Below are 19,193 nucleotides of genomic sequence, written 5' to 3' on the forward strand. Positions count from 1 at the left end.
GTTATGAGTCCTGACCCTAATACTCAAACAAAAGCGCAAAAGACGTTTATTGGATTGAGCATGTATTATCGCCCTTTGTTTGGACTAGCCGCGCTTGTGTGCGCTTTGATGTTTACTGTGCCTTTGGCGTCGGTTGCACAAACTGCGGGTGCAAAACCCAAACCATTCCCCGAATTCTCTGCCAAGCGGCAAAAGCCACCCAAAAAGGGCAGTCGCAAGCGCATTACGATTCAAATTACGCCGAAAGGCCCGCAAGCGGGAGCAGTCATAGGCGGACCTGCTAAGAAAGGAATTGGATCCGGGCGTGCAAAAGCCACGGGATCTTATGCGTGGTTCTGGGACACGGTTCCTGTGGAGCTGGATAAAAGCGCAGGTCGCTATCAGGCTGCTTTGAACCGCCTGTCAAACCCACCAAGTGGTGGTGGCGTTCGTGCGCCTAGATTGAACACGCTTTACGGCATTAGCCAAAAGCATGGCATCGAAATCTTGAAGGCAACGATTGGGAAACGCGTTTCACCTGCTTAAGTATTAGCGGTGATTGCGGTGGAATCAGCTGGCAAAACAGATGCGGTGAGTTCCGCAGGAGCACAGGGCTTGATGCAACTGATGCCACCGACAGCTGCGCGCTTTGGCGTGAAGGATGTGAACATTCCCGCACAAAACATTGCGGGTGGGGTCGCTTACTTAAATTGGCTAATGGGAGAGTTTAGCAATGATCCTGTTTTGGTCCTTGCGGCCTACAACGCGGGCGAGGGGGCTGTTCGTAAGAATAATGGTGTGCCGCCGTACTCTGAGACGCGTGATTACGTTCCCAAGGTCTTGGCTGCTTTCCAAGTCGCACGCAGGCTGTGTGTGACACCGCCGCAATTGGCTACGGATGGCTGTGTTTTCAAAACACTTGGCGAATAAAACACTTGGCGAATAATGGGTAGGGCGCGCGATATCACGCACCCTACAATACCTTAAACGATTGTCGCGTCTGTTGCGGCGCGCAGTTCATCCTCGGACACGCCGTCCGCTGTTTCGACGATCTTCAGACCACCTTCAACAACATCCAGAACACCCAAGTTCGTGATGATGCGGTCCACAACCTTCTGACCGGTCAGCGGCAGTGTGCATTCCTTGAGAACCTTACTGACGCCATGTTTGTTGGTGTGATCCATCACAACAACAACGCGACCAACGCCCGCGACCAAGTCCATCGCACCACCCATGCCTTTTACAAGCTTGCCTGGGATCATCCAGTTCGCAAGGTCGCCGTTTTCAGCAACTTCCATCGCGCCAAGGATCGCCATAGCGATCTTGCCGCCACGGATCATGCCGAAAGACTGTGCACTGTCAAAATAAGCAGTCTGAGGCAATTCAGTGATCGTTTGCTTACCAGCGTTAATCAAGTCTGCGTCTTCCGTGCCCGCGATCGGAAACGGGCCCATGCCCAGCATACCGTTCTCTGATTGTAGCGTGACCTCGATGCCCTCAGGAATATAGTTGGACACAAGCGTTGGGATGCCAATGCCAAGGTTCACATACCATCCATCTTGTAATTCTAGCGCCGCGCGTGCGGCCATTTGATTACGATCCCACATGATTTACGCCTCCTGGACTGTGCGCTGTTCGATGCGCTTTTCGTGATCGCCTTGAACGATGCGGTGCACATAGATGCCTGGCAAGTGGATCGTGTCGGGATCAAGCGACCCTGTTGGAACGATTTCTTCGACCTCAACAATGCAGACCTTGCCACACATTGCAGCGGGTGGGTTAAAGTTGCGTGCGGTCTTGCGAAACACAAGATTGCCCGTCGCGTCTGCTTTCCACGCCTTCACAATGGCAAGATCGGCAACGATGCCTTCTTCCATGATGTAGGTTTCGCCGTTGAAATCTTTGTGTTCTTTGCCTTCGGCGATCACTGTGCCGACGCCTGTTTTGGTGTAGAAACCGGGAATGCCACAGCCGCCTGCGCGCATGCGCTCGGCCAAAGTGCCTTGTGGATTGAATTCCAACTTAAGTTCGCCAGACAAATACTGGCGCATGAATTCTGCGTTTTCGCCGACATAGGAAGAGATCATCTTCTTTACTTGCTTGGTTTGCAGCAAAATCCCGATGCCAAAATCATCAACGCCTGCGTTGTTGGACGCAAAGGTTAAATCCTTGGTTCCTGCATCCTTGATCGCATCCAAAAGCAATTCAGGTATGCCGCAAAGGCCAAAGCCACCCGACGCGATGAACATGCCATCGAATAACACGCCCTCAAGAGCCTCGGCAGCGCTGCCATAGACCTTTTTCATAAATTTGCTCCCCTATTTGGTATCGTCCAAATATGTGGCGATGGGTCAAGGAAGAGTCAATCTCAGATGCCGCGTCGCGGCATACCTTATAGGACGCGAACTTGTGTGCCGACGGGCGTAATCTCAAACAACTCAGCAATCTTCTCATTGTAAAGACCAATGCATCCAGAAGACGAACGTCGGCCAATCTTGCGCGTATCATGCGTTCCATGGATCAAATAGGCTGGCCAACTTAGATACATCGCGTGGCTACCAAGTGGGTTACCGGCACCGGCTTCCATGAATTCAGGCAATGTTGGATCACGCTCGCGCATGCTTTTTGTTGGGGTCCAGGTTGGGCCAACCTTTTTGCGTACGATTTCGGTATATCCGCGTTTTGTCAGTTCATCTGTCATAGGGACGGACGTTGGGTAGATGCGGTAATCGCTGCCCTCGGAATTCCAGTAGTGCAGCGCGCGTGAAAATGTATCGGCGACAATAACGCCTTTGCCTAGCGTTTTAAAGTGATCGCGCCAGTCTTGGGTCACAAAGCTAGATGCGTTGCGCCGTGCGCCTGCAACAATATTTGGCTCTGGCAGCTGAACTTGTGACAGCGCAGGCGTTGCGAGCGTGGCAGACAATCCCAACAGGGCGCTACGGCGGGTAAACATAGACTTCATGACGTGACCTCAAAAACCAAAAAAGGCTGCAATTTGATGCAGCCTTCCCAGAATTTGCTTCGAAATACCACTCACAATTCAGTTAACGGCGTTACTCCGCCTCTTTTTTTGGCGCGGCTTTCTTTTTGGGAGCTGCCTTTTTTGCGGCGGGCTTCTTGGCAGCAGGTTTCTTGGCTGCGGCCTTCTTTTTCGGAGCGGCTTTTTTCTTGCCACTCTTAGCAGCACGTTCCGTGATCCATTCAACCGCCATTTCCATGGTCACATCCGCAGGTTCAGTCCCCTTAGGAATGGTCGCGTTGATCTTTTCCCATTTCACGTAAGGACCATACCGTCCTTCCATGACATTAACGGGACCGCCATCGCTTGGATGTTCGCCGAGCTCTTTGAGTGGTTTAGCCGCAGCACCACCACCACGACGGCCCGGGTTGGCACGCTTTTCAGCCAACAACTCAACCGCGCGGTTCATACCGATTTCAAAGACATCGTTCGGGTCTTTGACGTTCACATAGACCGGTTTCGCGTCTTCTGGTCCTTGGTGCATGATATAGGGACCAAAACGACCAAAGTTCGATTTGATCATGCCGCCTCCGGGATGGTCGCCAATTTCACGGGGCAGGCTAAGCAGGGTCAGCGCCTTGGCGAGATCCATGTTGTCCTTTTCCCAGCCTCGTGGCAGGGATGCACGTGGCGGCTTTTTATTCTCTGGCGTTGGTTCACCGCGCTGAACGTAGGGGCCAAAACGACCTGACTTCAGCCAGATTTCATCACCCGCATCTTCGCCAAGCACGCGTTCATCGCCCTCAGCACCTTCCCCCGCGATTGGACGCGTATAGGTACATTCGGGGTAATTGCCGCAACCCACGAAACCACCCGTGCGAGATGTTTTTAGGTGCAAAGAGCCCAGCCCACATTTTGGACAGATGCGTGGATCACTGCCATCTTCGCGTGGTGGATAAAGTTGCGGCGCCAAAGCTGCGTCGAGCACATCAAGCACTTCTGAAATGCGCAATTCAGACGTTTCAGAAATCGCCGCGTGGAAATCGCGCCAGAACTTGCTGAGAATGTCCTTATAATTTGCTTCACCCGCAGAGACATCATCCAGCTGGCTTTCCAGATCCGCGGTGAAATCATAGCCCACATACTGGCGGAAGAAATTCATTAGGAAGATCGTAACGATACGGCCTTTGTCCTCCGGGAACAGGCGGTTCTTGTCCTTGCGTACATATTCGCGGTCTTGAATCGTGGTTACGATAGACGCGTAGGTTGATGGACGGCCAATGCCGAGTTCTTCCATACGTTTGACCAACGTCGCCTCTGTGTAACGTGGCGGGGGTTGTGTGTGGTGTTGTTCTGGATTGATCGAACGCTTGTCCATCGGATCGCCCATGGCGACTTGTGGCAAGCGTTTGTCGTCCTCGTCTACAACCGTGTCATCGCGACCTTCTTCATAAACTTTCATGAACCCGTCGAACAAAACAACCTGACCAGTTGCGCGCATTTGCACTTGGCCGTCATCTGATCCCAGATCAACGGTCGTACGCTCCATACGCGCGCTTTCCATTTGGCAGGCAATCGTGCGCTTCCAGATCAAATCATAAAGCTTGCGTTGATCTGGTTCGCTCAATTTTAGGCTGGCCGCATCTTTTTCAAGCACGGTTGGGCGGATACATTCGTGAGCTTCTTGGGCGTTCTTGGCCTTGTTCTTATAAACACGTGGCTCTTTCGGCAGATACTCTGCGCCATAACGATCTTTGATCGCGTCGCGGGTTTCTGTGATTGCTTCGGGTGCCATGTCGATGCCGTCTGTCCGCATGTACGTAATGTGACCCGCTTCATACAAACGTTGCGCGACGTTCATTGTTTGACGCGCGCCAAAGCCGAACTTGCGGCTGGCCTCTTGCTGCAAAGTTGATGTCATGAACGGTGCAGATGGGTTGCGCGCCGCGGGCTTTGCTTCGACAGAAACGGCCGTTAACGCACGGGAGGTAACGGCCTGAACGGCCAATTCCGCAGCAGTTTGGTTTGCAATATCATAGCGATCCAGCTTTTTGCCTCCAAGAACTGTGAGACGCGCTTCGAACTCCTGGCCGCGTGGCGTAGCAAGTAGCGCTTTTACGGACCAATATTCACGGGCGTTGAATGCCTCAATCTCTTCTTCACGCTCTACGATGATACGCAGGCACACAGATTGCACACGCCCCGCTGAACGCGCTCCGGGTAATTTGCGCCACAAAACCGGAGAAAGATTAAAGCCCACAAGATAATCTAGCGCGCGACGAGCAAGGTATGCCTCGACAAGCGGTTGATCCACTTGGCGTGGGTTTTTCATTGCTTCTGTCACAGCGGCCTTGGTGATCGCGTTGAAGACGACGCGGCTGACGGGCGTGTCTTTCTTAATGGATTTGCGCTTGGTCAGGGCTTCTTGCAAATGCCAACTGATCGCTTCGCCTTCACGGTCGGGGTCGGTTGCGAGAATAAGTTCATTGTCGTCTTTCAGGGCGTCGGCAATCGCTTTGACATGCTTTTTACTGTCATTGCCGATCTCCCATTTCATCTCAAAATCGTTGTCCGTGTCCACCGATCCGTCTTTTGGTGGCAGGTCACGCACGTGGCCATATGAAGCCAAAACAGTGTAGTTGGGCCCCAAATACTTGTTGATTGTCTTGGCTTTAGCTGGGGATTCGACGACAACAACAGGCATATAATTTCCTTACGACTCTACTCGTGAATTTCGTTTCTTATGGGTGGGATACATGTGTGGGGAAAGCCCATAATGTCAATCGCGTCATATGAGAGTGCGATTTTATGGGGGAAATTTCTTGCAAGACAATCAGTATGAGGCTGGGCTAGATTGTAAGAAATCGATTTGAACGAGGCGTTTTTATGCAATTTCTAAAGCTACTGTTCCTAACACTTTTTTTAAGTGGCCCTGCGCTGGCTGACTACTTCGAACCTGCGCGCGGGTCGGTTGAGCGTAAATCCATGCTTGATGCTGTGCGTGCACATGCGGAAGAACAACTGGGGTTGCCTGTTGAGTTTTTAGTATATGATCTGCGTGTCAAAGGCTCGCTTGGGTTTGCTGCGTTGAAGGCGCAAAGGCCGGGTGGGGGTGACATCGATTTGTATGCGACGCCGGGTTTTAAAGCGGGCACTATTGAACCTGACACAATGGACGGAACAACCATGCAAGCGCTCTTGCGACGCTCGGGCGAGACGTGGGTTGCTGTGCATTGGGCGATCGGGCCCACGGACGTTTGGTTTGCATACGGTCCTTTTTGTCGTCGCTACCGCGCTGTTATCGAAGATTATTGTGCAGGCACTGACTAAGCGCGACTGATTAGCCCCCCTGTAGAGCGCCTGATTTTACCATTTAGCTCCATGTCAGTGAGCACAGGAACCATTTCGCGTGTTTCAGTGCCGATATCGCGCAAGAGCTGATCTTCGGCAACAGGGCTAGGTCCAAGCCTGTCCAAAATGCTTTGATGGAGTGCGTTGAAGCTGGATAAAGAGCGTGCCGGTTTGGACGGCGTTTCTAACTGCAAATGGATTTGTGCCTCTTCAACAACCATCTTTGGCATGCTTTCAAGGACTGCAATGGCGTCATCGGCATTGCGCACCAGAGTTGCGCCATCACGGATGAGCATATTGCAACCCGACGCGCGGGCATCGAAGGGATGGCCTGGAACGGCTAGAACATCGCGCCCTTAATCCAATGCACCACGCGCTGTGATCAGGCTACCGGATTTTCCTGCGGCCTCTACAACGACGGTAACGGCGCATAGACCTGAAATAATCCGATTGCGCATTGGGAAATGACGGGCGATGGGGCCATGCCCATCGGCTGCTCGGACATTAACGCGCCCTTGCTCAGCAACGTTTCGGCCAAATTTACGTTTTCAGTCGGATAAATTTGATCAACGCCACCAGCCAGAACTTCAATCGATCCCTCTTTGCTGGAGGCGAGATGCGCGCAAGTGTCGATGCCGCGCGCAAGGCCGGAGACAATAACGTACCCAGCTTCGGACAAGTCATGCGTCAAAGCACGGGCCATTCTTGTGCCAAGCGACGATGCATTTCTTGCGCCAACGATTGCAATCATCGGACGTTCGAACACAGCATTGTTTCCGCAGGACCATAATAATGGGGGGCATCAGGGATTTCAGCGAGCAGTGCAGGGTAGGATGTTTCGCCGCGGCAGATCATCTGCGCACCAGCCCGTTCTGCTGCGCGCATTTCCGAGATGACCAGCTGATTAGAGCAGGGCTCATACTTGGACACGCCCGCGTTTGAAGCAATCTCTGGAAGTACCCTCAAAGCAGCATCAGCGCTGCCATGTCCGGCGAGCAGGCGATAAAATGTTGCGATGCCGACGCGCCGTGAACGCAAGAGACGAAGCAACGATGCGCGTTCATCTTCCGTGGTGGGTGGGATCAGGGGGTGATTGGAAGAAAGGGTTTGCTCGCTCATCGTTGCTCCGTCTGCTTGCAAGATCATGTCTAGCAGCAGCGAGGTTAATGATAGGTAAAGCCGATCTCTTTTTCCGTTCCTTGGGTTTAACTACTGGCTCCACCAACGGTTAAACCACCAATCATTACAGTGGGTTGGCCAACGCCAACGGGAACCCATTGCCCTGCTTTTCCGCAGTTCCCCATGCCGGGATCAAGGACCATATCGTTCCCAAGTCCACGTATTTGTTGCATCGCTGTGGCACCATCGCCAATCAAAGTTGCTCCTTTCACAGGTGCACCTACTTTACCATTCTCAACGCGGTACGCTTCCGTGCAAGAGAACACGAACTTGCCGTTCGTAATATCGACCTGTCCGCCCCCAAAACCGACTGCATAAATGCCGTCTTTAAGGTCAGCCAAAATGTCAGCAGGATCCGCTTGCCCACCCATCATGTACGTATTGGTCATACGTGGCATCGGTGGATGTGCATAACTTTCGCGACGTCCATTTCCTGTCGGGGCAACACCCATAAGACGTGCGTTTTGACGGTCTTGCATGTAGCCGACCAAAATACCGTCATCAATCAACACGTTTTTGGCTGACGGAGTGCCTTCATCGTCCACGTTGATCGAGCCACGGCGATCTGGGATCGTGCCATCGTCCAAAACAGTAACTCCCTTTGAGGCAACACGTTTGCCGACGCGGCCCGAAAATGCGCTGGACCCTTTGCGATTGAAGTCGCCCTCAAGGCCATGCCCGACCGCTTCGTGTAGCAAAATACCGGGCCAGCCGGGGCCAAGCACAACGTCCATCATGCCTGCGGGGGCTGGGACGGCTTGGAGATTCACCAAGGCGATGCGCAAGGCTTCACGTGCTTTTGGTTTCCAATCGCTCGCCTCGATCAAACCGCCAAGGGAGATGCGGCCACCGCCGCCCGCGGATCCGCTTTCACGGCGGCCGCTTTCTTCAACTATAACAGATATATTTACGCGGGTCATTGGGCGGGTATCGCTAACTTCCGTTCCGCAGGGTCGCAGTATCGTCACTTCTTGAAGGGACGCCGCAATAGACGCGCTGACTTGTACAACACGCGAATCAAGCTCCCGCAAAAAGGCATCCATCTCTCGAAGCGTGTCGATTTTTGCGGAAAAATTCACCTCGGAAATGGGATCACTATCTTTGTACAGACGCGTATTTGTAGGGCTTGGCGCACCGGCTAACGTGCCGCCACCGTGACCAACAGCTAAACGCGCTGTTGCGGAAGCGCGCAACAACGCTGCCTCAGACACTTCGGTCGAGTGTGCATAGCCCGCGACTTCGCCTAATACTGCGCGCAAACCTAACCCCTCAGAAGCGTCGTAGGAGGCATTCTTCAGCTTACCATCATCAAAAACAAGGCTTTCCGCAGTACGGCGTTCAATAAATAGTTCACCGTCATCGGCACCGTCGCATGCTGTTCGCAAAATTTTAAGCGCGCTCTCGCGGGTGAAGCGATCCTGAAATGGGCGGAAAGGAATGTGCGTCATGCGGTCAGTCTCTCATATTTGAACTAAATTATAGAAGCGTCCGTTTGCCGCAACGCTTAGTCTTTATCTACAGTTAAGAATATGGTTTTAAACACCTCAATAACAGCGGATCGCGTGTGCCTGGCTGGCACGCCTTGTTCGTCTGAGTGAAAAAGACTGACGATAGCTGAATAGACTGGCGTATCGCCGCAATCCACTAGGGTGTATTATGCGAATGAAAACAACACTTTACGGCCTTCTGGCAGCGTTCTTGGCGACTCCGTCCATGGCACAGGACGCACTGGAAGTAATTGGACAACCTTTGCCACGCGGCATTGCGTTCCAACCCGCAGCGACGGAATTGGCGCGTGACTTGCAATGGCTGGATGGTATGATTCTTGTGATCATAACTGCGATCACGATTTTTGTGACTGCCTTGATGGGCTATTGCATCGTTCGGTTTAACCGCCGCGCGAATCCGACGCCGGGCACATTTACACACAATTCACCTATCGAGATTGCTTGGACAATCGTTCCAATCGTCATTTTGGTTTTCATCGGTGCGTTCTCATTGCCTATCTTGTTTAAGCAACAGGAAATCCCAAAGGCAGACATCACAATCAAGGTAACGGGCTACCAGTGGTATTGGGGCTATGAATACGTCGATCACGAGTTTGGATTTGACAGCTTTAAGCTGGAGAAGGACGAGCTAGAAGAGAATGGCTATGCACCTGAGCAGTATTTGTTAGCAACCGACACCGCCGTTGTTGTTCCAATCGGCAAGACGATTGTGATGAATTTGACGGGCGCGGACGTGATCCATTCTTGGACCATTCCGGCGTTTGGCGTAAAGCAAGACGCGGTTCCAGGCCGTATTTCCCAACTTTGGTTTGCTGCCGAAAAAGAAGGCATATATTTTGGTCAGTGTTCTGAGCTTTGCGGCAAGGATCACGCCTACATGCCGATTACTGTGAAAGTCGTTAGCCAAGACGCTTACGACGCATGGCTGTCTGGCGCGATTGAAGAGTTTGCGGGCCTGCCGCAGCCGTTCAAAGTCGCTAAGGCTGACTAAAAACGCACGTAAGTGGCGCGTGGGTTGGTCTCGTGCGTCACACTTTTATCTAGGCCGAGAGAATTGAGACACTGATGAGCGACGCCAGCTTGAACAATCCTAGCCTTGAGCCCGAAGCGAGCTTTGGCGATTTCTATGCGTTGCTTAAGCCCCGTGTGATGACGCTTGTTGTATTCACTGCGCTGGTGGGGCTGCTCGCTGCGCCAGTGGCGGTCCATCCCATGATCGTCTTTGCGTCTATTCTGTTCATCGCCGTTGGCGGTGGCGCATCTGGTGCGCTGAACATGTGGTGGGACGCTGATATCGATGCCGTAATGAAGCGTACTCAAAAGCGTCCTATTCCTTCTGGCCAAGTGACAGAGGGCGAAGCACTTGCGTTTGGGGTTGCTCTTTCGGGCCTGTCGGTCGTCATGTTGGGGCTTGCGTCCAACTGGTTTGCGGCTGGTTTGCTTTGCTTTACAATTTTCTTTTACGTTGTGATTTACACGATGTGGTTAAAGCGCTGGACACCACAGAATATCGTTATTGGTGGTGCCGCTGGCGCTTTCCCTCCAATGATTGGATGGGCGGTTGCAACTGGTGGGATTTCAATCGAATCGGTTCTGATGTTCTGCCTGACTTTCATGTGGACGCCTCCGCATTTTTGGGCGCTCGCGCTGTTTATGCGCAAAGACTATGACAATGCTGGTGTGCCAATGTTGACAGTCACACATGGTCGCCGTTCAACACGCATCCACATCTTTGTTTATACCGTTTTACTTGCGATTTTGGCTGTTGGGACGTCATTCACTTCTATCGGTGGGCCCGTCTATTTAGCGGTTGCTGTCGTGTTGAATGTTCTCTTCCTTAAAGGTGCATGGGATATATTTCGTCGCGATGACGACGCAAGCGAGGCCGATAATTTTAAAGCAGAACGCGGCTTCTTCAAGCTCTCGCTCTTGTATCTTTTCCTGCACTTCAGTGCGATTCTGGTTGAAGCAATTCTGCAGCGTTTTGGGCTAGGGGGCTGGTAATGGCACTTGGCAAACAACACGAAATTCATACACGCCGCTATGGGCGAAACCTTGGCGTCGGGCTCTTGCTCGCTGCATTCATTGCGATCATTTTTGGACTGACAATCGTAAAGGTTACCCGTGGCGATTATGAACCACCGCGCACAGAGGCCGAAAGCTAATGGCAATGGATCCAAAAAACAAAACAGTACTTCAGGCGGTATCGCTTGTTGTTTTCATGGGCGCGCTTGCTTGGGCGTCGGTGCCGTTTTACGATTGGTTCTGTCGCGTCACTGGCTTTGGCGGAATAACTAACACTGCCGACTCGGGTAGTGATGAAATCCTCGACCAAACAATCACTATCAAGTTCGACGCGTCCAAAGATCGTGATATGCCTTGGGAGTTCAAACCCATGGTGCGCGAAGTAGAATTGCGGATCGGCGAAACGGGTTTGATCTTTTACGAAGCTTACAACCCAACAGATCGCCCTGTAGCAGGGCAAGCCAGCTACAATGTTGCACCATATCAGGCTGGGTACTTCTTTAACAAAATTCAGTGTTTCTGCTTTGAAGAACAAGTTCTGCAGCCTGGCGAACGCGTTGAGATGCCCGTGACCTTCTATGTCGATCCAGAGATTGTCACCGACCGTGACGCGAAATACACACAAGAGATAACGCTTTCGTATACATTCTACGAAATCGATTTGCCCGAGGAGGTCCAACAGGCCGCCCTTGAGCAACCCGCCGAAACAAATAACAACTAAGCCTATCCGACGAGGGACTCATGGCACACGCAAAAAATCACGACTATCACATTCTAAACCCCTCGCTCTGGCCATTGCTTGGCTCGATCGGCGCATTCATCATGCTGTTTGGTGCAGTTATTTGGTTCCATGACAATGGTCCTTGGATGTTCCTTATTGGTCTTGCAGGCGTTCTTTACGTCATGTTTGGTTGGTGGTCTGAAGTTGTCGATGAAAGCCACGTTGGCGATCACACACCAGTCGTTCAGATCGGTTTGCGCTACGGCTTCATCATGTTCATCATGTCTGAGATCATGTTCTTTGCAGCTTGGTTCTGGAGCTTTTTCAAACACGCAATGTACCCGATGGGCCCACTTTCACCCGCGGTTGACGGCGTTTGGCCCCCAGTCGGCATCGAAACATTTGACGCGTGGCACCTGCCATTGATCAACACGTTAATCCTGCTCTGCTCTGGCGCGGCAGCGACTTGGGCACACCACGCTTTGGCGCATGAAAACAATCGTGAAGACACCAAGTGGGGTCTGATTATTGCAGTCGTTCTCGGCGTTATCTTCACAGGTTTCCAAGCCTACGAATATAGCCACGCAGCCTTTGGTTTCTCCGGCAATATTTATGGCGCGAACTTTTTTATGGCGACAGGTTTCCACGGCTTCCACGTTGTGATCGGAACAATCTTTTTGTTCATCTGCTTGCTGCGTTTGCAGCGCGGTCACTTTACGCCTGAACGCCATATCGGTTTCGAAGCAGCTGCATGGTATTGGCACTTCGTGGACGTCGTCTGGCTGTTCTTGTTTGCAGCAGTCTACGTCTGGGGTGGCTAACTATATTTGCTACAGTGTTTTGCGACTTGAAACCCACGTCGCAAAAGGACAAAAGACAAGGCGCGCGGAATAAATCTTCTGCGCGCTTTTGCAATTGATAGGTTTCCCTGACGAATGCTGACGCGTTTCCTTCTCCCCCTTCTTTTCGGCCTTGTTGGAATTGCCATTTTGGTGTCGCTTGGCACTTGGCAAATGCAGCGCCTGACATGGAAACAAGCGATCCTTTCAGATATTGAACTGCGTATCGCAGCCACGCCTGTGAACCTTCCAGATCAGGTCGATCAGATAAGGGATAAATTTCTGCCGGTTATTGTTGAAGGAACAGTCACCGCGGACGAAATCCATGTGCTTGTCTCGCAAAAACGTATCGGTGCAGGGTACCGAATTATATCAGCGTTTGAAACGGGCCAGGGGCGACGGATTCTTTTGGATCGCGGGTTTATAAAAGTGGATCAAAAGAATGCAGCACGCCCGTTAGGCACCGCAGAAATATCTGGCAACCTACATTGGCCAAACGAAACCGGTAGCTCGATCCCCGAACCTGACCTTAAGGCCGAAATTTGGTTCGCACGCGATGTTCCTGCAATGGCAGCCTTTCTCAAGACTGAGCCTATTCTGATCGTTGCAAGAGAGACGAATTTGGAAAATGATCCCGTGTCACCGCTTCCTGTCGACACCGTGGGCATTCCGAATGACCATTTGCAATACGCGCTCACTTGGTTCTCACTGGCCGTGATCTGGCTCATAATGACACTGGCTTTCCTATGGCGCGCACGCAGCATGCAGAAGGGTTTTCGATGAAATACGTCTCTACACGCGGTACGGCACCGATTCTTTCTTTTGAGGATGCGATGCTAACGGGCCTCGCGCGCGATGGCGGTCTTTACGTGCCTGAAACCATTCCCGTAATGAGTACGCAAGACATGCGCGCGCTGTCCGGTTCGAGTTACGAAGAAATTGCCTTTCGCGTGATGCGTCCCTTCGTTGGTGACACATTTACGGATGAAGAATTCAAAGGTTGTATCACCCGCGCATACGCAGGATTTAGTCACACGACGCGCGCGCCCTTGGTGCAGCTTGGGCCGAACCACTTCCTGATGGAGCTGTTTCATGGCCCAACACTTGCGTTCAAAGATTTTGCGATGCAGTTGATCGGCCAGATGTTTGAAGTCGCGTTAAAGCGCTCGGGCAAACGCGTGACGATTGTTGGTGCAACCTCGGGTGATACGGGATCGGCTGCGATTGAAGCGTTTCGTGGTCTTGATGCGGTCGATGTTTTCATCTTGTACCCTCATGGTCGCGTTTCCGAAGTGCAGCGCCGCCAGATGACGACGCCCATCGAAAGCAACGTTCATGCGATTGCGATGGACGGGGATTTCGACGATTGTCAGGCCCGCATTAAGGACATGTTCAACGATTTTGAATTCCGCGACGGTGTGAAATTGGCGGGTGTAAATTCAATCAACTGGGCGCGTGTTTTGGCGCAGGTGGTATATTATTTTTCGACTGCCGTTTCGCTTGGTGCGCCTGATCGCAAGTTTAGCTTTACCGTTCCGACAGGCAACTTTGGCGATATTTTCGCAGGCTTCATCGCTAAACAAATGGGTTTGCCGATTGATCGTCTTGTTATTGCGACCAACCAGAACGACATTTTGCATCGCTGTATGCAAAGCGCGGCCTATACGAAGACGGGTGTTAAGCCGTCGATTTCTCCGTCTATGGACATCGAAGTATCGTCAAACTTCGAACGCGCGCTTTTTTGGGCGCACGACAAGGACGGTGCTGCGATCAAGGGATTGATGGATGATCTGTCCCAAGGCGACGGCTTTACGATTTCCGAAAATGCGATGGGTGCGCTTAAGGCGCATTACGATAGCGGCATGGTGGACGAGGCGACAACATCCGCAATGATCACCCGCGCTTTGGCTGAAACCGGTGAGGTCCTTTGCCCACATTCCGCAATCGGCGTCGCTGTTGCCGAGAATCATATCACAAGTACACCGATGGTCACGCTGGCCACTGCGCATCCAGCAAAATTCCCTGATGCGGTTGAGGCCGCGACTGGGGAACGCCCTGCGCTTCCACAGCGAATGGCGGATCTTTTTGAACGTGAAGAACGCGTGACCCGTGCGCCAAATGATTTAGCTGCCCTTCAAACCCTAATCCGCGAGCGTATTTCTACATGAGCGTCCAAACCCACACCCTTTCTAACGGTTTTCGGATCGTGACTGAAAAGATGCCTGGCCTGCAATCGGCCTCTATTGGCATCTGGGTCACCGCTGGGGGGCGCGACGAACGCATCGAACAGAATGGCATCGCACATTTCCTTGAACACATGGCGTTTAAGGGAACCAAGACGCGCAGTGCATTGCAAATTGCTGAGGCGATTGAAGACGTTGGTGGCTATATCAACGCCTATACAAGCCGCGAAGTGACGGCCTATTACGCGCGTGTCCTTGGCGCAGATGTGCCTTTGGCGTTGGATGTCATCTCTGACATCCTCTTGAATCCCGTTTTTGATGAAGATGAAATAGAGGTTGAGCGCGGCGTAATTTTGCAAGAAATCGGTCACGCGTTAGACACACCTGATGATGTGATTTTCGATTGGCTTCAGGACGAAGCCTATCCCGATCAGCCGATTGGCCGTACAATCCTTGGACCAGAAGAACGCGTGCGCAGTTTTTCTCGTGAGGATTTGCGCCGCTTTGTGAGCGAACATTACGGCCCTGCGCAGATGATCCTGTCTGCGGCGGGTGATGTGGATCACGACGCGATTGTGCGCGCAGCCGAAGGCCTATTTGGCGAGTTGGAAGGCACCGTTGCAGACATTGCACTTGGCGCAAAATTCCACGGGGGCGAACGTCGCGTTTCTAAATCGCTTGAACAGGCACATTTTGCACTGGCTTTCGAGGGTCCGGGATATTGCGACGATGAAATCTACACAGCGCAGGTCTATTCTGTTGCTTTGGGTGGCGGCATGTCGAGCCGGCTATTCCAAGAAGTGCGTGAAAAGCGCGGCCTATGCTATACGATTTTCGCCCAAACGGGTGCGCATTCTGATACGGGTATGACGACGATCTACGCGGGCACTAGCGGTGAGCAATTGCCGGAACTTGCCAACCTGACGATGACCGAACTCGCGCGTGCTGCCGATGATATGAGTGATGCCGAAATTTCACGCGCAACTGCGCAAATGAAAGCGGACATGTTGATGGGCTTAGAAAGCCCATCAAGCCGCGCAGAACGTTTGGCGCGTTTGATGCAGATCTGGAACCGGATTCCAGCGCTGGAAGAGACAGTTGCGCAAATTGATGCGGTGACGACCGCTGGCGTTATGGATTTTGCGGCGCATCTTGCAGGGCAGGCACCCGCCGCACTTGCGCTATACGGGCCCATCGATACGGCGCCTACTTTGTCTGATATGTTGGTAGGACGTGCCGCTTAATGTTAAGGGTTCGGCGCAAAATTCGTCTGGAAACAGAGCGTTTGACCCTGCGGCCACCGATACATTCGGATTTTCGGGCTTGGGCTGATCTTCGATACCATAGCGCTGAGTTTCTGACGAAATGGGAACCGTCTTGGGCTGCTAATCACCTGACGCGCAAGGCTTTCACAAACCGCGTCTACTGGGCGCAGCGCTCTATATCGGGTGATACAGCCGTTCCGTTTTTCTTGGAACGTCGCAGTGACGGCGCTTTGCTTGGGGCGATTACGCTGGATAATATCCGCCGTGGTCCCGCGCAATCGGGGACTTTGGGGTACTGGATTGGCCATGAATATGCGCGTCATGGATATATGAGCGAAGCGATAGCAGCTATCGTCCATTATGCATTTGAGCGTATGGATCTGTCACGTTTAGAGGCCGCATGTTTGCCCGAAAACAAACCCTCGCGTGGTTTGTTGGAACGCACAGGGTTTAAATATGAAGGCGTTGCGCAGGCTTACTTACAAATAGACGGGCGCTGGCGCTCGCACGTTTTGTATTCCGCGCTACGTATGGACCGACGCGGGCGCACTGACGTTGGTTAACGACCTCTGGTAAGGAATTGAAAGCATGCTTAACCCTGTTTCAGCTGACTTTGAGGCTGCCCTGCGTAGTAACTTACCTGACCATATTTTTAAAATTGCGGAACCTCGTTACCTAGAAGAACCTCGTGGGCGCTATGAGGGCAAAGAGACGTTGCTTGCATTGCCCGAATCGGTTGAACAGGTTTCGATGATTGTGCGTCTTGCCAATGACGCGTGCGTGGGAATTGTTCCTTATGGCGGCGGCACTGGTTTGGTTGGTGGACAGGTCGCGCCTGATGGTCCGCAGCCGCTTATACTTTCATTGGAACGCATGAATACGATCCGGTCGGTGCATCCTGAAGAAAATGTTATGATCGTCGAAGCAGGCGTGATTTTGGCCGACGTGCAAGCTGCGGCGCAGAATGTCGATCGCCTGTTTCCCTTATCGCTTGCGGCAGAAGGCACTGCGCGGATCGGTGGGAACCTTGCCACCAACGCGGGGGGCGTGAATGTTCTGCGCTACGGTAATGCGCGTGATTTATGCTTGGGTCTTGAGGCGGTTTTGCCAGACGGCACCATCTGGAACGGACTGTCGCGACTTCGCAAAGACAACACTGGCTACGATCTACGCAACCTGCTTGTCGGTGCTGAGGGGTCGCTTGGAATTATCACCGCAGCCTCGCTGAAACTAAGCCCGCGTCCGGTGGGCGAGGGGACGGCATTCATGGTTGTGCACAATCCTACAGCGGCCATCGCACTTTTGGCGCAAGCCCGTAGTCAACTTGGGGACGGCGTCAGTGCGTTCGAGATCATCCACAAGCAAGGGCTTGATTTTCTTGGTGAATGCTTGCCTGATATTCGTCTTCCTTTCGATGAAAACCCCGAATGGAGTGTGTTGATCGAAGTCGGCCTTGTGCGCGGTCTTGATCCGCAAGTTGCCCTTGAGAGGTTGTTTGAAACAGGGCTAGAGGCTGGTTTGGTGAGCGACGGTTTGATCGCGCAATCAGCGGGACAGCGCACTGAATTTTGGTCTGTGCGCGAACATATCCCAGAAGCAAATCGTCGGATCGGATCTGTGTCCTCGCATGATATTTCGGTGCCGATCAGCTTGGTCCCCGAATTCATCACCCGTGCGGGTGCTGCGATTGCGGCACTCGGTCCGATGCGGATCAATTGTTTTGGTCATTTGGGCGACGGCAACCTACACTACAACATCTTTCCTGAAGCGGGAAAAACTCGGGCGGATTATCTGGATGTGCGCGATCAGGTGAAAACAGTTATCCATGATCTGGTGCATGATCTTGAAGGCTCTGTCAGTGCAGAGCACGGAATTGGCCGCCTGAAAACTCATGATCTTGAGAAGTACGGCGACCCTGCAAAGCTGGCGGCGATGCGCGCGATTAAGGCCGCCCTTGATCCAAATGGAATTATGAATCCCGGCGCGGTTTTGGCGTTAAGGGATTAAAGTCCGTCGAACGTACACAGTGCTTTTACATCAATGCCTAACGCTTCAAGGCGCTTGCGCCCGCCAAGTTCTGGTAGGTCAATGATAAAACCGCAGCCAACAATTTCGCCGCCCAAACGTTCGATCAGCTTGATGCCAGCTTCGGCTGTGCCGCCCGTTGCAAGTAGATCATCAATCACAAGGATCTTTTCGCCAGCTGCGATTGCGTCGTCATGTAGCTCAACCGTGGCTTGACCATATTCCAGCGTATAGTCTTGTGAAATCACTTTGCCTGGCAGTTTTCCAGCCTTGCGCACAGGAACGAACCCGACGCTGAGTTGATGTGCGATTGCGCCGCCCAATATGAACCCGCGTGCTTCTAGCCCAACAACCTTGTCGATCTTCACGCCCACGTAAGGGTGCAACAGTTGATCAATTGCCAAACGAAACCCGCGTGGATCAGAAAAAAGCGTGGTGACATCGCGAAACATGATCCCTTCGTGAGGAAAGTCAGGAATGGTGCGAATGTAATCTTGAACTGTCTTCATGGCGTGGCGTCCTTTTGCGAAGTTAGGGGCTGTCTAACGTGGCGGGTAATGGCGGCCAAGGGCCATGATGTCCTGTGTACCCAGTTTTGTGAGGGCGTTGCTGGATTGGGAAAAGATCGAACGGGTCTCGTAGTAATGACCACCGATGTCGGTGAGCAGGCCTAGACCTTGGGTGATTTCTTCAAGCATCGCACTTTCGTAAGCGCGCTTTTGGAGGCCCGTTGTGAAGATAATGACGGACTTGAGAATAACGCCGTCTTTGGCAAAAACACGCACGCCTGCACCAGAGATGGGCGTTCCGTTTAACACTTTGAAGCCTGAATTCTGGATGGTGCTGCGCGCTGGGATGTCTAAGAAAAGGATAGGGATATCAGGGGTGTCGTCGTCGCGTTTCAATTGTATTTCGCTGCCCGCGGCGTTAATTTCGGCGATGGCGCGTGTCAACGCAGCCTCTGCGCGCTTTTTCTTGCCACCTAGATAGGCGCGGTCCATTTTGGTGATGCCAATGGTCAGCGCAGTTTTTGGCCAGCGTACAAGGTCTTTACCGCATTTGCCCGCAGGCGGGGCCGCGCAGGACACGAGGTTGTAGAAGTGATCATCGCTTAACGCAGTTTCTGTCGTCAAAAACTCCTGCGCTGCAGCACTGC

18 protein-coding genes and 2 pseudogenes are annotated in these 19,193 nt (G+C 52.5%); 12 read left to right on the top strand and 8 right to left on the bottom strand.

What is annotated here, in order from left to right; all coding sequences use genetic code 11:
• Positions 1-108: 108 nt before the first annotated feature.
• Positions 109-909, top strand: a pseudogene (locus tag QZ279_RS07185) (lytic transglycosylase domain-containing protein).
• 53 nt (positions 910-962) lie between these two features.
• On the opposite strand, the gene QZ279_RS07190 reads toward QZ279_RS07185, so the two are convergent.
• From QZ279_RS07190 to topA, 4 genes are all read right to left on the bottom strand, one after another.
• Positions 963-1,589 (bottom strand): 3-oxoacid CoA-transferase subunit B, encoded by a 627-nt coding sequence (locus tag QZ279_RS07190; RefSeq protein WP_293449613.1) that lies wholly within the window; start codon positions 1,587-1,589, stop codon positions 963-965.
• On the bottom strand, positions 1,590-2,285 hold the full coding sequence (locus QZ279_RS07195) for a CoA transferase subunit A (RefSeq protein ID WP_293449586.1): 696 nt from the start codon (positions 2,283-2,285) through the stop codon (positions 1,590-1,592).
• An 86-nt stretch (positions 2,286-2,371) separates the two neighbouring features.
• Positions 2,372-2,944, bottom strand: coding sequence for a L,D-transpeptidase (locus tag QZ279_RS07200; protein WP_293449588.1), 573 nt, complete (start codon positions 2,942-2,944; stop codon positions 2,372-2,374).
• A 91-nt stretch (positions 2,945-3,035) separates the two neighbouring features.
• A complete protein-coding gene (gene topA, locus QZ279_RS07205; RefSeq protein WP_293449590.1) occupies positions 3,036-5,645 on the bottom strand; it encodes a type I DNA topoisomerase in 2,610 nt (869 codons plus the stop codon).
• A 182-nt stretch (positions 5,646-5,827) separates the two neighbouring features.
• Between topA and QZ279_RS07210 the strand changes: the two genes are divergently transcribed.
• Complete coding sequence (locus QZ279_RS07210; protein WP_293449592.1) at positions 5,828-6,271, top strand: hypothetical protein; 444 nt, start codon at positions 5,828-5,830, stop codon at positions 6,269-6,271.
• Here the strand turns inward: QZ279_RS07210 and dprA are convergent.
• Positions 6,268-7,411 (bottom strand): annotated as a pseudogene (dprA, locus tag QZ279_RS07215) (DNA-processing protein DprA). The gene QZ279_RS07210 and the pseudogene dprA overlap by 4 nt on opposite strands.
• Before the next feature lie 86 nt (positions 7,412-7,497).
• Positions 7,498-8,919, bottom strand: a complete 1,422-nt coding sequence (gene tldD / locus QZ279_RS07220; RefSeq protein WP_293449593.1) for a metalloprotease TldD — start codon at positions 8,917-8,919, stop codon at positions 7,498-7,500.
• 208 nt (positions 8,920-9,127) lie between these two features.
• Here tldD and coxB point away from each other — a divergent pair, with 208 nt between their 5' ends.
• From coxB to QZ279_RS07270, 10 genes are all read left to right on the top strand, one after another.
• Positions 9,128-9,970: a cytochrome c oxidase subunit II gene (coxB, locus tag QZ279_RS07225; protein ID WP_293449594.1), complete on the top strand. Its 843-nt coding sequence runs from the start codon at positions 9,128-9,130 to the stop codon at positions 9,968-9,970.
• 74 nt (positions 9,971-10,044) lie between these two features.
• On the top strand, positions 10,045-10,983 hold the full coding sequence (cyoE, locus tag QZ279_RS07230; protein ID WP_293449596.1) for a heme o synthase: 939 nt from the start codon (positions 10,045-10,047) through the stop codon (positions 10,981-10,983).
• Positions 10,983-11,144, top strand: coding sequence for a hypothetical protein (locus tag QZ279_RS07235; RefSeq protein ID WP_293449598.1), 162 nt, complete (start codon positions 10,983-10,985; stop codon positions 11,142-11,144). The genes cyoE and QZ279_RS07235 overlap by 1 nt, the downstream gene beginning before the upstream one ends.
• A complete protein-coding gene (locus QZ279_RS07240; RefSeq protein WP_293449600.1) occupies positions 11,144-11,725 on the top strand; it encodes a cytochrome c oxidase assembly protein in 582 nt (193 codons plus the stop codon). Before QZ279_RS07235 ends, QZ279_RS07240 begins: the two co-directional genes overlap by 1 nt.
• A gap of 20 nt (positions 11,726-11,745) precedes the next feature.
• On the top strand, positions 11,746-12,546 hold the full coding sequence (locus tag QZ279_RS07245; protein WP_293449602.1) for a cytochrome c oxidase subunit 3: 801 nt from the start codon (positions 11,746-11,748) through the stop codon (positions 12,544-12,546).
• 114 nt (positions 12,547-12,660) lie between these two features.
• Positions 12,661-13,347 (top strand): SURF1 family protein, encoded by a 687-nt coding sequence (locus QZ279_RS07250; protein WP_293449603.1) that lies wholly within the window; start codon positions 12,661-12,663, stop codon positions 13,345-13,347.
• A complete protein-coding gene (gene thrC / locus QZ279_RS07255) occupies positions 13,344-14,732 on the top strand; it encodes a threonine synthase (RefSeq protein ID WP_293449614.1) in 1,389 nt (462 codons plus the stop codon). Before QZ279_RS07250 ends, thrC begins: the two co-directional genes overlap by 4 nt.
• Positions 14,729-15,991, top strand: coding sequence for a pitrilysin family protein (locus tag QZ279_RS07260; RefSeq protein ID WP_293449605.1), 1,263 nt, complete (start codon positions 14,729-14,731; stop codon positions 15,989-15,991). Before thrC ends, QZ279_RS07260 begins: the two co-directional genes overlap by 4 nt.
• Positions 15,991-16,575, top strand: coding sequence for a GNAT family protein (locus QZ279_RS07265; protein ID WP_293449607.1), 585 nt, complete (start codon positions 15,991-15,993; stop codon positions 16,573-16,575). The genes QZ279_RS07260 and QZ279_RS07265 overlap by 1 nt, the downstream gene beginning before the upstream one ends.
• A 25-nt stretch (positions 16,576-16,600) precedes the next feature.
• A complete protein-coding gene (locus QZ279_RS07270) occupies positions 16,601-18,019 on the top strand; it encodes an FAD-binding oxidoreductase (RefSeq protein ID WP_293449609.1) in 1,419 nt (472 codons plus the stop codon).
• On the opposite strand, the gene QZ279_RS07275 is transcribed toward QZ279_RS07270, so the two are convergent.
• Positions 18,016-18,546: an adenine phosphoribosyltransferase gene (locus QZ279_RS07275; RefSeq protein ID WP_293449611.1), complete on the bottom strand. Its 531-nt coding sequence runs from the start codon at positions 18,544-18,546 to the stop codon at positions 18,016-18,018. The genes QZ279_RS07270 and QZ279_RS07275 overlap by 4 nt on opposite strands.
• Before the next feature lie 33 nt (positions 18,547-18,579).
• On the bottom strand, positions 18,580-19,193 hold a 614-nt coding region (locus QZ279_RS07280), incomplete at its 5' end, for a hypothetical protein (RefSeq protein WP_293449612.1).

The sequence above is a fragment of the Planktotalea sp. genome, from assembly GCF_018607965.1.
Lineage (GTDB): Bacteria > Pseudomonadota > Alphaproteobacteria > Rhodobacterales > Rhodobacteraceae > Planktotalea.